This window comes from Aeribacillus sp. FSL K6-1121, assembly GCF_038003725.1.
Taxonomy (GTDB): domain Bacteria; phylum Bacillota; class Bacilli; order Bacillales; family Aeribacillaceae; genus Aeribacillus; species Aeribacillus composti.
The window spans coordinates 441,925-457,444 of the sequence record NZ_JBBOPS010000001.1; the positions used below are offsets into that span (position 1 = coordinate 441,925).

General features: G+C 39.0%; 16 protein-coding genes and 1 riboswitch. Of the genes, 13 read left to right on the top strand and 3 right to left on the bottom strand.

What is annotated here, in order from left to right; all coding sequences use genetic code 11:
* Positions 1-44: 44 nt before the first annotated feature.
* Positions 45-704 (top strand): deoxyribose-phosphate aldolase, encoded by a 660-nt coding sequence (gene deoC, locus NSQ61_RS02190; protein ID WP_340805780.1) that lies wholly within the window; start codon positions 45-47, stop codon positions 702-704.
* Between the two features lie 73 nt (positions 705-777).
* On the opposite strand, the gene NSQ61_RS02195 is transcribed toward deoC, so the two are convergent.
* Entirely contained in the window at positions 778-1,725 is a 948-nt protein-coding gene (locus NSQ61_RS02195; RefSeq protein WP_082829575.1) for a Na/Pi symporter, read from the bottom strand.
* A gap of 341 nt (positions 1,726-2,066) precedes the next feature.
* Here NSQ61_RS02195 and rpsU point away from each other — a divergent pair, with 341 nt between their 5' ends.
* Entirely contained in the window at positions 2,067-2,240 is a 174-nt protein-coding gene (gene rpsU, locus NSQ61_RS02200; protein WP_063388032.1) for a 30S ribosomal protein S21, read from the top strand.
* Between the two features lie 19 nt (positions 2,241-2,259).
* The gene (locus NSQ61_RS02205) at positions 2,260-2,706 is read left to right on the top strand and encodes a GatB/YqeY domain-containing protein (RefSeq protein WP_063388172.1); all 447 of its coding nucleotides are present in this window, start codon (positions 2,260-2,262) and stop codon (positions 2,704-2,706) included.
* 456 nt (positions 2,707-3,162) lie between these two features.
* Here NSQ61_RS02205 and NSQ61_RS02210 read toward each other — a convergent pair whose 3' ends face one another.
* Positions 3,163-3,717, bottom strand: a complete 555-nt coding sequence (locus tag NSQ61_RS02210; RefSeq protein WP_066250572.1) for a YkoP family protein — start codon at positions 3,715-3,717, stop codon at positions 3,163-3,165.
* 142 nt (positions 3,718-3,859) lie between these two features.
* Here NSQ61_RS02210 and NSQ61_RS02215 point away from each other — a divergent pair, with 142 nt between their 5' ends.
* Positions 3,860-4,969: an MGDG synthase family glycosyltransferase gene (locus NSQ61_RS02215; protein ID WP_340805781.1), complete on the top strand. Its 1,110-nt coding sequence runs from the start codon at positions 3,860-3,862 to the stop codon at positions 4,967-4,969.
* A gap of 47 nt (positions 4,970-5,016) precedes the next feature.
* Here NSQ61_RS02215 and thiC read toward each other — a convergent pair whose 3' ends face one another.
* Positions 5,017-6,759, bottom strand: a complete 1,743-nt coding sequence (gene thiC / locus NSQ61_RS02220; RefSeq protein ID WP_311066338.1) for a phosphomethylpyrimidine synthase ThiC — start codon at positions 6,757-6,759, stop codon at positions 5,017-5,019.
* A gap of 135 nt (positions 6,760-6,894) precedes the next feature.
* Positions 6,895-7,010, bottom strand: a riboswitch (TPP riboswitch).
* A gap of 193 nt (positions 7,011-7,203) precedes the next feature.
* Here thiC and NSQ61_RS02225 point away from each other — a divergent pair.
* The 9 genes from NSQ61_RS02225 to NSQ61_RS02265 all read left to right on the top strand — a co-directional run bounded on the left by NSQ61_RS02225 (position 7,204) and on the right by NSQ61_RS02265 (position 15,442).
* On the top strand, positions 7,204-8,487 hold the full coding sequence (locus tag NSQ61_RS02225) for an NfeD family protein (RefSeq protein ID WP_340805783.1): 1,284 nt from the start codon (positions 7,204-7,206) through the stop codon (positions 8,485-8,487).
* A 16-nt stretch (positions 8,488-8,503) separates the two neighbouring features.
* Positions 8,504-9,496 (top strand): flotillin-like protein FloA, encoded by a 993-nt coding sequence (floA, locus tag NSQ61_RS02230; protein WP_066247540.1) that lies wholly within the window; start codon positions 8,504-8,506, stop codon positions 9,494-9,496.
* A gap of 28 nt (positions 9,497-9,524) precedes the next feature.
* Positions 9,525-9,896 carry a hypothetical protein gene (locus NSQ61_RS02235; RefSeq protein WP_311066336.1) on the top strand — a complete coding sequence of 124 codons (372 nt, stop codon included), beginning with the start codon at positions 9,525-9,527 and terminating at the stop codon, positions 9,894-9,896.
* Positions 9,897-9,959: 63 nt separating this feature from the next.
* Positions 9,960-10,244 carry a sporulation protein YqfC gene (gene yqfC / locus NSQ61_RS02240; protein WP_063388039.1) on the top strand — a complete coding sequence of 95 codons (285 nt, stop codon included), beginning with the start codon at positions 9,960-9,962 and terminating at the stop codon, positions 10,242-10,244.
* 10 nt (positions 10,245-10,254) lie between these two features.
* Positions 10,255-11,448, top strand: a complete 1,194-nt coding sequence (gene yqfD / locus NSQ61_RS02245; protein ID WP_311066335.1) for a sporulation protein YqfD — start codon at positions 10,255-10,257, stop codon at positions 11,446-11,448.
* Positions 11,449-11,451: 3 nt separating this feature from the next.
* Positions 11,452-12,414, top strand: a complete 963-nt coding sequence (locus NSQ61_RS02250) for a PhoH family protein (protein ID WP_063388041.1) — start codon at positions 11,452-11,454, stop codon at positions 12,412-12,414.
* A gap of 60 nt (positions 12,415-12,474) precedes the next feature.
* Entirely contained in the window at positions 12,475-14,607 is a 2,133-nt protein-coding gene (locus tag NSQ61_RS02255) for an HD family phosphohydrolase (protein WP_311066334.1), read from the top strand.
* Complete coding sequence (ybeY, locus tag NSQ61_RS02260; protein ID WP_311066333.1) at positions 14,604-15,080, top strand: rRNA maturation RNase YbeY; 477 nt, start codon at positions 14,604-14,606, stop codon at positions 15,078-15,080. The genes NSQ61_RS02255 and ybeY overlap by 4 nt, the downstream gene beginning before the upstream one ends.
* 2 nt (positions 15,081-15,082) lie before the next feature.
* Complete coding sequence (locus NSQ61_RS02265) at positions 15,083-15,442, top strand: diacylglycerol kinase family protein (protein WP_311066332.1); 360 nt, start codon at positions 15,083-15,085, stop codon at positions 15,440-15,442.
* Positions 15,443-15,520 lie beyond the last annotated feature (78 nt).

Consider the following 15,520-nt stretch of genomic DNA (forward strand, 5'->3'; position numbering starts at 1 on the left):
ACTTTGATGTAAGCTGTACCACTTTTTATGAAGGGAGCCTTCTCATGAAAAGGGATATTGCGAAGTATATTGACCATACTGTTTTAAAGCCGGATGTCACGCAGGCAGATATTGAAAAGCTTTGTTTTGAGGCGAATGAGTACGGATTTGCATCTGTCTGTGTTAACCCCGTATGGGTGGAAACAGCAGCTGATTTGCTGCAAAAATCAGATGTGAAAGTTTGCTCAGTGATTGGTTTTCCTCTTGGAGCAACAACTACTGAAGTAAAGGCATATGAAACGACAGAGTTGGTTCAAAAAGGTGCAGCGGAATTAGATATGGTGATAAACATCAGCGCATTGAAGGATCAGCGTTATCATGCAGTTGAAGAAGATATTCGTGCTGTCGTTGAAGCGGCAAACGGAAAAGCTTTGATAAAGGTGATTATTGAAACATGTCTATTAAATGTTGATGAGAAAAGAAAAGCGTGTGAGCTAGCTGTAAAAGCCGGAGCAGATTTTGTCAAAACATCGACAGGATTTTCTACCGGTGGTGCAACAGTTGACGATGTGAAGCTTATGCGTGCAGTAGTAGGTCCGAAATTCGGCGTGAAAGCATCTGGCGGAATCCGCGATTATAAAACTGCGATCATGATGATAGAAGCCGGTGCGACAAGAATTGGTACTAGTTCTGGAGTGGCGATTATAAAAGGAAGTGAACGTTAATCTATTATAATCACAGAATTGCTGGATTTTTTACATTTAGTTTAAAAAAGTTTTCCCGCAGTTTGTTGCGGGATTATTTTTTTATCCATGCTGAAATAGTTTTTGTCCACCATAATACAAAATTTGCATATTGATTCGCAAACGGGAGAATGATTAAAGAAGTTATCAAGTTAAAAATCAGGCTAAAGTGAGCGATTTGGAAATCTGGTTCATTTGTTAACAATTTTAAATTATTTGCGAAAAAAGGAATAAGCGGAACGAACAGGATCACTCCAAACACATTCAGCCAAAGATGGGCAAAAGCAGTATATTTCGCTTCTTGTTTAGAGCCGATCGAGGCCAATAAAGCTGTAATGCAGGTGCCGATATTTGCGCCGAGAACAAAAGCTAATCCTGTTTCTAATGGCAGCAGCTGTTCGTTCATAAAGCTCATGACAATTCCGATTAATGCAGTTGATGATTGAATAATTCCGGTGAAGACCGCGCTTATTCCGACAGAAAAAAGCAAATGGTCACTCGATTTGGAAAGCAGATCAGACATAACCTGCAGGTCAGACAAAAGAAAAGCAGCTTTTTCAAACCCGTTCAAAGCTAAAAAAATACACGATATGCCGAAGCATGAACAGCCTAATGAAAATAAAATTCTGTTTTTAAAAAGCATGAGAAGAAGAGAAATTGCAAACATCATCCCTAAATAGTCATCTATTTCAACGGCTAGAAATTCGGTCGTAAAGGTCGTCCCGACATTGGAACCTAAAATAATTCCAATTGCATCTTTAAACTTTAACAAACCAGCGGAAACAAAACTAACTGTAATCACCATCACTAGAGAACTGCTATGAACAAGAGCTGTTGCAATCATGCCGGTTAGAAAGGATTTGATTGGGGCATTCGTGCAGTTGTACAGCCATTTCTCCAGCTGCCTATGGGACATTTGCTGAAATCCGTATTTCATCATTGCCATTCCGCAAAAAAATAAAAGGAAACAAGAAAAAAATAATAACAGCAATTGCATTCCCATGAAAACCACCTCATCAACAGTCTATGGACAAGGTGTCACAATAAGACCTTATGAACGAGTAATTTTTTTCAATCGAACTAGTTATATTTTTTCAGACAGCTGTTTAGCGGCTTTCAAACGATCTTGAATCATTTCCTTATATACATGATGAATTTGGAAATTCTTCCATACAAAAGCTGATATAAAACAGTCTTGTAAACCTGTCCGGTAAAAAAAGTCATAAGGAATAGGAAAGATGTTTTGAACATTGACCAAATAAATCGATTATATTATACTAACTTAGTAAATGTTCTTTTTGATAAGGAACATGAACTGGCTTTGTTCGGAGGGAGGGAAAAAGGATGTCTAAAACGATCGTACGTAAAAACGAATCGCTTGAGGATGCTCTTCGCCGCTTCAGACGCCAAGTATCAAAAACTGGTACTTTGCAGGAATATAGAAAGCGCGAATTTTATGAGAAGCCTAGCGTAAGACGCAAGAAAAAATCTGAAGCTGCAAGAAAGCGTAAATATTAAAAGAGGGTGTATATTAATTATGGGTCTTCTTGAGCGTTTAAATCAAGATATGAAGCAAGCGATGAAAAATAAAGAGAAAGATCGCCTTTCAGTCATTCGCATGGTAAAAGCATCCTTGCAAAATGAAGCGATTAAACTCGGAAAAAGTGAGTTGACTGAAGAAGAGGAATTAACGGTACTTTCTCGAGAATTAAAGCAACGTAAAGACTCCCTCCAAGAATTTGAAAATGCAGGTCGTTCAGATTTAGTTGAAAAAGTGAAAGCTGAAATTGCAGTAATAACTGAATATATGCCTGAGCAATTATCTGAAGAGGAATTAATACAAATTATTAAAACAACAATTTCGGAAGTGAACGCAACGTCCAAATCCGATATGGGGAAAGTAATGGGAGCCGTTATGCCAAAAGTAAAAGGAAAAGCAGATGGCTCGCTTGTCAATAAATTGGTTCAGGATTTGCTTTCATAATTCGAGTAAAAAGCTTGCCGCTTTCTATGTGCGGCAAGCTTTTAAGTTTTTGCAGCGGATTCATCCTATGGACTGCGGCAGTCGATTAATGAATGTAGCTGCCTTGCAATTCATCAATAGTGGTTCTGTTGTTGATAGCAAGCTTGTCGGCGAAAGAATATAACTGCTATGCAAATGTACGCAAAAAATTGAGCAGAGGGCAACAATTCGGAAAGATCGCTGATCTCAATGAAGATTATCGGGAAAATACGGCGGCAATAAAGGAAAACCATCACACGTCTATCTGGCTGTGAGAACAGGGAAAAACGACAGCACTATTTGCTCTGAAAGGGAAAAGATTTATTTCGGAGTTAACCCAAATATTTTCATTGAAACCTCAACGGGATCAACATGACGGAGCGTATAAGCGGCGCCTGAGCTGTTCATACGCTCTTTTTTGATGAAGCGAAAACCGTTCTATCCATATAGTTTGAGCAGTTTTTCTTTTGACATCATTAAATATTTCGGCGGCCGCTTCAAGCTATCGAAACGATATTGAATGATTAAATACATAGGGGTAAATGTCAAAAGCTTATACCATTTATAAAATGGATTTTGAATGGAAAACGTTTCAAAGCCCAGCCGTTCAGAGCCTTTATTTAAAATAGTTATTCCAATAATCCCTTTCACATTATGAAATTGTGAATGATTCCGCAAGTATTGAACGATATTTGGCAGCCCTTTTTCTGTTTTAGAGTAAATGTATCTTCCTTTTTGAATTTCGCTCTTAAAACGATTCAGTTCCTTCATTAAATAGACGTTATGAAGATGTATTTTTAACAGAAGATCATTTTTTTTAATTTTTGTTCCGTCTGAAAGAATTATTTCCCTTCCTTTATATTTTGTCAATCGAACCCGGAAAATGTCACGATTATTCTCCTTGTCCCTCACATACTCAAGCCGCGAACAAAGGAAATAAATGGGATCCAATAGGCACCAAAACTTAAAAAAACAATATCTCAACCTTCCCATTTGCAACACCTTTCACTTTTTTTCTTACAGTTTATTTTTTAGCATACGAATTGTTTTTATTTATAAAAAATTTTTTTCGAATAGGCATGCGAAATTAAGAAAAAACTTTTAAAGAACTCCATCAATAACAATGGTGAGCGATATGAAAAAAATTTTATATCTTCCTTTTTTGACCATACCTTCAGGCCATCATCAAACAGCTGATGCCCTAATGGAAGGGTTGTTACGGCTTGATCCTGACATTCATTGCGAAAAAATGGACCTTTTGTCATCGAAATTTGGAAAAATAGAAAGGCTGATATCTTCCTTTTATTTGCAATGGATTGGCCGTTTTCCTAAATCATACAGCCATATGTACCACAGGTCAGTGCTTGCGGAACAAAAGAGCGGCAAAAGGTTTTTCCATTATGAGGCACTTTTTCTCCGCCATTTAAAAAAGATCATTGATGAATTGAATCCGAAAATGATTGTTTGTACCCATGCTCTTCCTTCCTACTTGCTTGCCAGGCTGAAAGCCTCTTCTCAAATCAACATCCCTGTTATCAATGTATACACAGATTTTTTTATTCATCACCTTTGGGGAAAAAGAGAAATTGACTATCATTTTGTCGGTCACTCATATATGAAAGATTATTTGCTCGAAAAAGGTATAAAAAAAGAACAGATTTTTGTTACAGGGATTCCTATTCACCCAAATTTTACAAAAAGGAAAGATGAACATGTACATAGCATGCGCTTTTATCGAGGATTAATTTCGGGAGGAAGTTCAGGCGTCGGTTCAATAGAGAAGATAACGGAAAAAATCAGCCGCGATGATGATATCCATTATATGGTGTTATGCGGAAAAAACAGAAAGCTTTATGATCGATTAATAAAACAAAATCATCCACGAATTACTCCTTTACCTTACATCTCTTCAAGAGAACAAATGAACGATCTGTACAATCGCGTCGATTTTATCATGACAAAGCCCGGGGGTGTGACAATCAGCGAATGTTTATACAAAAAAATTCCTATATTTGTATACCACACTCTTCCAGGACAGGAAGAAATAAATTTGGAGAAATTAACAAAATTCGGGATGGTGTTTGATTTTCGAAATTGGCAAGAGGAAACAAATATTTCGTCCTCCATTATTCGAGCGCTGCAATCTAAGCAGCTATCAAAATTTTTATCGAAAGTGGATGAATATCATAAAAGTTTAGCTCCGATTGAACCAGCGGGATTGATCAAACGTTTAATGAATGAATAGCTCCTGGAAGCCATTAAAGCTTCTAGGAGCATTAGTTTGAAAATTATTTATCGATAAAGGGATGACCCGCCCTCTATAAATTCTTTTGCTTTTTGCCTCAAACCTTCCTGAACGAAATCAGAATCACTTGAACCGGCCATTTTTCTTAAATTGTGGGAAATTTTCATCGAGCAAAATTTTGGACCGCACATAGAACAAAAATGGGCAATTTTCGCTCCTTCTGCCGGCAAAGTTTCGTCATGATATTCGCGTGCCCGTTCAGGATCGAGAGAAAGATTAAATTGGTCGTTCCAGCGAAATTCAAAACGGGCTTTTGATAAAGCATCATCCCTTATTTGGGCGCCTGGATGCCCTTTTGCCAAATCTGCGGCATGGGCTGCAATTTTATAAGCAACAACACCTTGGCGCACATCCTCTTTATTGGGAAGGCCTAAATGCTCTTTCGGAGTTACATAACATAGCATGGCCGTTCCGTACCAGCCGATCATGGCTGCTCCAATGGCTGACGTAATATGATCATAGCCGGGAGCAATATCGGTCGTTAATGGACCGAGGGTATAAAAAGGAGCCCCCTTGCAAATTTCATTTTCTAAATCAACATTTTCTTTAATTTTATGCATCGGAATGTGCCCAGGGCCTTCGATCATGACTTGGACATCATGTTTCCAGGCGATTTCCGTCAATTCACCGAGCGTTTTCAATTCGGCAAATTGCGCTTCATCATTGGCATCTCGAATAGATCCGGGACGCAAGCCGTCACCTAATGAAACGGCAATATCATATGTTTTTAAAATTTCGCAAATCTCTTCAAAATGAGTGTATAAAAAGTTTTCTTGATGATGCGCCATACACCACTGCGCCATGATCGAACCGCCGCGGGATACGATTCCGGTCGTCCGGTTGACGGTCAAAGGGATATAGCGAAGCAGCACGCCGGCATGTATAGTAAAATAATCGACCCCTTGTTCTGCTTGCTCAATTAATGTATCACGGTAAATTTCCCATGTTAACTCTTCAGCAACGCCATTTACTTTTTCGAGCGCTTGGTAAATCGGGACGGTTCCAACCGGCACGGGCGAGTTGCGGATGATAAATTCTCTTGTTGCATGAATTTTTTTTCCTGTTGACAGGTCCATAATTGTGTCAGCGCCCCAGCGGATGGCCCAAAGCATCTTCTCAACTTCTTCTTCGATTGACGATGTTACAGCTGAATTGCCAATGTTGGCATTAATTTTTACATGAAAGTTCCGGCCGATGATCATCGGTTCACTTTCCGGGTGATTAATGTTGGACGGAATAATGGCCCTGCCGGCAGCGACTTCTTGACGAACGAATTCAGGATCCATGTTTTCACGAATCGCCACAAACTCCATCTCTGGGGTGATGATCCCCTTTTTTGCATAGTGCATTTGTGTAACGACAGCACCTTTTTTTGCTTTGAAAGGCTTTCGATGAAAAGGTGTGGCAATATTGTGATCTTCCCAATTGCGAAATCCATTATCCTCAGGCTTTACCTGGCGCCCGTCATATTCTACAACATCATGACGGTCTAAAATCCACTGTTTGCGTACAGCCGGCAAACCTTTATGAATATCTGCCTGAAAATCAGGATCTGTATAGGGACCGCTCGTGTCATAAACCTTTACAGGTTCATTTTCAAACGTTCCCGCTTCCGTTTTCGTGGGAGTTAATTGAATTTCCCTCATCGGAACCCGAATATCGGGTCTTGACCCAGTCACATAAATTTTTTTGCTTGCTGGAAACTGCATGTTTTCGAAATAATGTTTCATTTTTCTCCTCCTCCATTTTTTTATCTGAAGATGTGCATAGAAAAATAGGAGGGGAGATGGGATGTGAAAAATAAAAACGGGTTCGCTTTAGCACGAACCCGATCAATTCAATATAGAAAAAGAAGGCAATACAAATACTCCCGCTACCTACTTCCCTACGCTGGCATCATCCAGATCAGGTTCAAAGGGTTGAAGAACTTCAGGCGCGTTCTTCTCTCAGTCCAGCTAATTGGACACCCCTAGTAGATGGTTATATATTTTTTTTAATAGTAACATAATATGAAAAATAATGAAAATATTTTTTCGTTTCATGTATGTTTGCAGAATTGTTGATTTTTGAAACTTTCTGCGCAATTGTCCGTAATAATATTAGGCAAAAAATAAGGGGGGAGAGGCCTGAAATCAAACAATAAGTTTTTCGCTATTTGCGCTCTGCTGCTCATCTTGTCGATTATTTGTGCGTCTTTTGATGCCAAATCAGCTGAAGGGAAAACCGTTTATTTTATTCCGATTGAAAATACAATTGAAAAAGGGTTGGTGCATTTTATTAAACGATCCATTCAGGAGGCGGAAAAAGAAAAAGCGGATGTCATTGTTTTTGAATTGAACACTCCTGGCGGTGCTTTAGAGGCAGCGATAGAAATAGGTAAAATGATTATGGATACAGATATCAAAACAATCGCTTATGTAAATAAACATGCGATTTCCGCAGGGGCTTATATAGCATTAAGGGCTGATCAAATATATTACCATCCTGGCGGTACCATTGGGTCAGCAGCTGTCATTGACTCCAATGGCAATGCTGCAGAAGTAAAAGTGCAATCGTTTTGGAAAGCAGAGATGAGAAATGCTGCTGAGGTTCATGGCAGAGACCCTATGTTCGCTGAGGCGATGGTAGACAGCAGCTTGGATATGCCCGAATATGGTGCAGAAAAAGGAGAATTACTAACATTAACAGCAAAACAAGCGATGGAAGTCGGGTATGGTGAAGGCATCGCCAAAAGCCGGGCAGAGCTTTTGAAATCGATCGGAATGGAAGGTGCAAAAGTCCAGGAGACTGAGGAGACGTTTGCTGAAAAAATAGCCCGTTTTGTAACAAACATGTATACCATTCCGATATTATTAACGATTAGCGGTTTAGGGTTTGTGTTAGAATTGTACACTCCTGGGTTTGGCATTCCTGGTTTTATTGGACTATTGGCGCTGTTTTTGTTTTTCTTCGGTCATTTTATTGCAGGGCTTGCGGGATTGGAAACGGTTGTTTTGTTCGTGCTTGGGGTTCTGCTTATAATTGCAGAATTGTTTGTTCCAGGAGGAATTATTGGAGCAATCGGTTTTCTTTCAGTCCTTTTAAGTTTATTTTTAGCAGCTGATCATATAGGACATATGGCGGTTTCTCTTTTTATTGCCGGTTCCATTTCGATATTCACAATATTCATTATGTCAAAGGTGATTGGTAAGCGTATGAAATGGTTTAAAAAAATTATTTTAAATGATTCAATCAGCACGGAGAAAGGTTATGTATCCAATCAAAATCGTACAGATTTAATTGGGAAAACGGGTGTAACTGTGACTGCTTTACGGCCGGCAGGAACAGTAATGACCGATGGAGAGGAAAGATTGGATGTTGTGACAGAAGGGACGTATATTGAGAAAGGAAAAAAAGTGAAAATTGTTAAAGTAGAAGGCTCACGAATTGTTGTGAGAGCTATTAATGAAAATGAATAGGAGGTAGGTATGTCACATGGATGTATCATTTTTTCTTTTACTAGGTCTTATCGTATTAGGTCTTATTTTGCTTGGCATTTTGTTCTCTTTTGTGCCGATTATGCTTTGGATTTCCGCTCTGGCAGCTGGCGTTCGCATCAGTATTTTGACTCTTATTGGAATGAGGCTGCGCAGAGTCATTCCAAGTCGAGTGATCAATCCGTTAATTAAAGCGCATAAAGCCGGCCTTGATGTCACAACAAATCAATTGGAAAGCCATTATTTAGCAGGAGGAAATGTCGATCGAGTTGTCAACGCATTAATTGCAGCTGAAAGAGCTAATATTGAATTGAGCTTTGAACGTTGTGCTGCGATTGATTTAGCGGGAAGAGACGTGCTTGAAGCCGTTCAAATGAGCGTAAATCCGAAAGTAATCGAAACCCCGTTTATTGCAGGGGTTGCCATGGACGGAATTGAAGTGAAAGCAAAAGCCCGCATCACGGTGCGAGCCAATATCGACCGGCTTGTTGGCGGTGCCGGGGAAGAAACGATTATCGCACGTGTAGGTGAAGGAATTGTCAGCACCATTGGTTCTTCTGATGATCATAAAAAAGTGCTGGAAAACCCTGATATGATTTCGCAAACAGTTTTAAACAAAGGACTCGATTCAGGAACAGCCTTTGAAATTTTATCCATCGACATCGCGGACGTTGACATCGGCAAAAACATCGGTGCGATCCTGCAGACAGATCAAGCGGAAGCAGACAAAAACATCGCGCAAGCTAAAGCGGAGGAACGCAGGGCGATGGCGGTGGCAAGAGAGCAGGAAATGCGCGCTAAAGTTGAAGAAATGCGGGCAAAAGTTGTTGAGGCGGAAGCGCAAGTTCCGCTGGCAATGGCGGAAGCTTTAAAATCAGGAAATATTGGAGTTATGGATTATATGAACATCAAAAACATTACTGCTGATACAAATATGCGTGATTCTATCGGAAAAATGACAAAAAACTCTGCTGGTGATGAAGAAGAATGATCTTTCTGTCCATCAAAGGAGGTGTCATATGGAAATATTTGAAAATCCGCTGTTCATTGTTATTTTAATCGGGATTATTTCTTCTTTGTTTGGCAGAAATAAAAAAGATCAAGAGCAGCAGAAAAAAAGGAAACAAGCAGCAAAACAAACAAAACAAAGGGTTAAAAATGTTTCGACAAGCCCTCCAAATGAATGGAATCAAATTCAAAATGTACACACAGGCCTATCCAGCCAAATAAAAAAAGCTGAAAAAGACAAATCGAATATGAAATCTTTTCATAATAAAAAACAGAAACCATCAGCTTTACACATGCATTCAGCTGCAAAAGGAGTCATTTGGAGCGTCATTTTAGATGAACCCCGATCCAAAAAGCCCCATCGGTCGAATTTCATAAAATAAATGAATTAATGGTGTTAATCCCCTTTTGTCTCTCATAAATATGAGGATGAAGGGGGTTCTTTTATGGGCAAAAAATGGCATCAGCGAATAAAAAGCATATTGACAGAAGGATTGCAAATACCAGCTGACGTCATGATGGATCTTCCCCGTGTTACGATGATCGGTACATTGCATATATATATAGAAAATCATAAAGGACTGCTTTCCTTTACAGATAAAGAGATTCGAGTATTGCTGCAGCAAGGCCAGATGCTCATTAAAGGAAGCGATTTTGTGATGAAAGCGATATTGCCAGAAGAGCTCCTTGTAGAAGGGAAAATTGAACAAGTATTATATATTGATCAGTAGGGGGATCGGGATGCGGAACAATTGGTTGTTATATTTTACAGGCTTCGTTCAGGTAATAGCGGAAGGAACCGGCTCAGAAAGAATGTTGAACGATTGCACGCGGCTTGGCATTGTCACAATAAATGTAAAGCGGCTGGAAAACGGTGCAATTTCTTTTTTTATACGCCTTAAAGATGTACAGGCTTTACGAAAAGTAGTTCGTAAACATGAATGTAAGTGCACCTTTCACCAAAGGATAGGATTTCCATTTTTATTAAAAAAATCATGGAGAAATTTTGGTTTTGTTATTGGAATTGTTCTGTTCATTGCCATTACATTTCTTTTATCCAACATGATTTGGCATATTGAAATAAAAGGGGCTAGTCCGAAAACAGAGCATTTAATACAAAAAGAATTGGACAAAATAGGAATTAAAAGAGGGACGTTTCAGTTTTTGACATCGAGCAATCAAACAGTTCAAAATCGTTTGATGAGCCAAATAGATGATATAACATGGATCGGTGTCAAATTAAAAGGAACGACATATTCTCTGGAAGTAGCCGAAAAGAAAAAAGAGCAAAAAAGCAAAGTGGAGGGGCCGAGGCATTTAGTGGCCGCGAAGGAAGCTGTTATAGCAAAAATGTATGTTGAAAAAGGACAACCTTTAGTAGACGTTCATGATTTTGTTAGAAAAGGACAAATATTAGTTTCCGGTGTAGTTGGAGAAGGTGATAAAATACGAAAAGTGGCAGCAGACGGAGAAGTATTAGGCGAAACTTGGTATATTTCAACAGTGGAGGTGCCGCTTCAAACAACTTTCCAGTTATTTTCAGGAAAGTCAGTCACGAAGCATTTTCTCTCCTTTCGTTCTTTTTCCCTTCCTATTTGGGGGATGTTTCGCAATGATGAATCGGAATATCCGCAATATACGGTGGAGAGAGACGAGCGTCCATTAAAATTTTTAAAATGGGATCTTCCAGTTAACTATAAGAAAGAAACGATTCGTGAGACGGAAACCTTTCACAGAAAATATTCTGTGGATGAAGCGAAACGGCAAGCGATTGCTGCCGGGAAAAATGACTTATTTCGAAAACTTGGAAAAGATGTCAAAATTGTTGGCGAAAAAGTTTTGCACGAAGACGTCGAGAATGGTAAAGTAAGATTGAAAATACACTTCCAAGTTATTGAAAACATTGTAAAAATAAAACGGGTTCAGGGAGATTAGAGAATGACAGAAGATTTAGTCACAATCAGCCAGAGTTTAGAAAATCCGAATGAAGCCATTAATTTATTTGGGATTCATGATGTTCATTTAAAAAGAATTGAAGAAGAGTTAAACGTATCGATCATTTCGCGCGGTGAAGCGGTATATGTTTCAGGAGATAAAGAAAAAGCTGAACTGGTTGAAGACATCTTGAAATCCCTTCTTTCGGTTATTCGAAAAGGAATTTCGATTAACGAACAAGACGTACTTTATGCAACAAAAATGGCGAAAAGTGGGAAGATCGATGAATTTGAATCCCTATACGATGAAGAAGTTGCGAAAAATGCAAAAGGAAAAACCATTCGTGTAAAAACGCTAGGTCAACGAAAGTATTTTCAAGCAATTAAAACGCATGATTTAGTATTTGGAATCGGTCCAGCAGGAACAGGAAAAACGTTTCTCGCTGTTGTCATGGCCGTCCATTGCTTGAAAAATGGGCTTGTAAATAAAATCATATTAACGCGGCCGGCCGTTGAAGCTGGTGAAAATTTAGGTTTTTTGCCCGGCGATTTAAAAGAAAAGGTAGATCCTTATTTAAGACCTTTATATGATGCTCTACACGATATTTTAGGCGTGGACCATACGGAGCGCTTGTTAGAAAGAGGAGTTATTGAAATTGCTCCATTGGCGTATATGCGCGGAAGAACACTTGAGGATGCGTTCGTTATTTTAGATGAAGCGCAAAATACAACAACTCAGCAAATGAAAATGTTTCTAACCCGTTTAGGCTTTGGATCCAAAATGGTCATTACAGGCGACCTGACACAAGTGGATTTGCCCAAAGGAGTAAAATCAGGACTGCTTGAAGCGAATGAAAAATTATCGGGCATTCGGGGCATTTCATTCGTATATTTAAAGGAAACTGATGTCGTGCGGCACCCGCTCGTTTCAAAAATTATTGAGGCTTATGAAAAAGATGATCAGTAAGACCCGCTCATCATGACCGGGTCATTTTTTGCATAGAATTGATCGGAGGTGCTGTGACAAATGAAAAGAAAAATGGATCGCAAAGACAGGAAACAGCCGATATTCCATTTTTTGAAAAAAATGCAATCCCTTCATCTTTTCTTATATCCCGTTATTGGAGTAATTTTGTTTATCGTTTTATACAGCAATGTAGAACCGGACACGTTTGATGCCAAATTATTTTCAGTATCCGACCAAACGATTTACGCACCTGTTACCGTTGTCGATAAGGAAATGACGGAAAAGAGAAGAGAAGAAGCTGCTGAAAGCGTGGAAGATCAATATGTGCTAAAAAAAGAATATGCGGACAACAGTGTGGATTTGGTCGAATCTTTATTTGATGCCATCATGGAGGCTTCTTCTAATGCCGAAATGAGCAGCAAAGAGAAGCTTGACAGGCTTAAAAGCAGTTTAGGAGATATGTATGATAAATATCCTGAAAGCGTATATACATCGTTGTTAAGTGCGAATGAAGGACAGCTTACGCTGGCGAAAGATGCGGTTGTTACGGCTGTCAATGAAACGATGAGCGAGCCGATTCCGGCTGAAAAATTAGAAGAAGCGAGAAACAAAGTGAAAGAACGGCTTCAAAACGTGAATTTGCCGGATAAGATACGCTCAGCAGCTGAAGAGATTGGACGCAGCGCAATTATTTCCAATTATGTATTTGACCCTAAATCAACAGATGAAAAGCGGGAAGAAGCAAAAGAAAAAGTGCAGGAGGTTCAAATTAAGCAAGGTCAAATTATAGTCGAAGAGGGCCAATTAATTGACAGGGAAGTATATAGAAAGCTGGAATTGTTGGGCCTTTTAGATAATAAGTACACATTTCAGCCGATCATTGGTCTTTTCATTTTAGTCTTATTAGTGATGATCTATCTTGCATATTTTTTTGAAAAAGAAAAGAACTCGTTCTTTACGAGTAAAAACCAGTCATTGCTTCTCTTTACCATCATCCTGGCGATAACGTTAACGGTCATGAAGATTATCAGCTTATTTCAAAAAATGGACTATTCTCATATCGGCTTTATTGTCCCGGTGCTGATGGGAGTCATGTTGACAAAGCTTTTGATTAATGACCGCCTTGCGTTCGTGACAAGCATTATATATGCTTTTTGCGGAAGCTTGATTTTTAATGATGGAGTCACTGGCACATTTAATTTTACAATTGGTCTTTACTACTTATGCGGGTGCATCGCAGCCATTCTGTTTCTAGGGGAACATAACGTCCGTTCGAAAATTTTACAAGCTGGTCTTTTCGTTTCGGCTGTTAATATTGTTGTGATCACCGCTATTTTATTCATTCAAAATGGAATTTATTCGAATCTAGAGATCGGTTCTTATTTTCTTATGGCGATTGTATCAGGTGTTATCTCTTCCGTCTTGACAATCGGTTTAATGCCTTTTTTTGAATCAGGTTTTGGCATTTTATCGACGATGAAGCTGATTGAACTGTCGAATCCGAATCATCCTTTATTAAGGAAAATATTAACGGAGGCGCCTGGTACTTATCATCACAGTGTAATGGTGGCCAATCTAGCCGAGGCTGCTTGCGAAGCGATCGGTGCGAATGGATTGTTGGCAAGAGTTGGAAGCTACTATCACGATATCGGCAAGACGAAACGGCCGCGCTATTTTATTGAAAACCAAATGAACATGGAAAATCCGCATGATAAATTGTCCCCTCAGCTAAGCAAAAACATTATTATTGCTCATGCTGAAGAGGGAGCAGAAATGTTAAGGAAGCATAAAATGCCGAAAGAATTTATCGATATTGCTCTGCAGCATCATGGAACATCGCTTTTAAAATTTTTCTACCATAAAGCCCAAGAAAATAGTGATCAGCCTATTTTGGAAAGTGAGTTTAGATATCCGGGTCCGAAGCCGCAAACGCGGGAGATTGCCGTTATTTGTATCGCTGACAGTGTAGAAGCAGCTGTTCGTTCAATGAAAAATCCGATGCCCGAAAAAATTGAAAAGCTTGTTCGTTCCATCATAAAAGATAAACTTCAAGACGGGCAATTCGACGAATGTGATATAACGTTTAAAGAGCTTGAAACGGTGGCAAAAATATTGTGTGAAACATTGAAGGGGATTTTTCATTCAAGAATTGAATATCCGGAATTTCATGAAAAGAAGGTGAAGAAAACATGACATTATCCATTGACATTTTCGACCAGACGGAAACACTCTCTTCTGAGGAAATAGAAACGATCGAAAGTTTGCTGCAATTTGCTGCTATAGAAGAACGTGTTCCCAAAGATTCGGAAGTATCTGTAACCTTTGTTACTAATAAAGACATTCAAGAGATCAATCGGGATTACCGGGGAAAAGATCAGCCGACAGATGTGATTTCATTTGCGCTTGAAGAAACAGGAGAAGATGAAGTGGAGATCCAAGGTGCTGAGCTCCCCCCTCATTTAGGGGATATCATTATCTCAATAGAAAAAGCGAAAGAGCAAGCAGAAGAATACGGCCACTCATTTATGAGAGAGCTCGGATTTTTATCTGTTCACGGCTTTTTGCATTTATTAGGTTATGATCATATGACAAAAGAAGAAGAAGAAAAAATGTTTTCAAGGCAAAAGGAAATTTTAGAGAAATTTGGATTGAAAAGAACAGGATAAACATGAAGACTTTGTTGAAAAGCTTTTATTTTGCCGTACAAGGAATAGCTGCAGCCTTCCAAACCGAGCGGAACTTTAGAATTCATGTGACAGCTGCGATCATCGTGATCGCAGCCGGATTATTTTTCAACATTAGCTTAATTGAATGGATTGTCATTCTCCTATTAATTGGCGGAATGTTAGCTTTAGAGCTGGTCAATACTGCCATTGAACGAATCGCTGATGCTGTGTCGAAAGAATTTCATCCTCTGCTTAAAACTGCAAAAGATGCAGCTGCAGGAGCAGTATTGGTTTATGCAGCCGTTTCGGTTGTCATCGGATTCATCATTTTTGCCCCCAAAATAATTGAAGTTTTTTCGTGAAAAATGTAGAATTTTCTGAAAAAATAAACGTGAAATTAAATGAAAAATGATGTAAAATAATGAGTATAAGCTGCAACG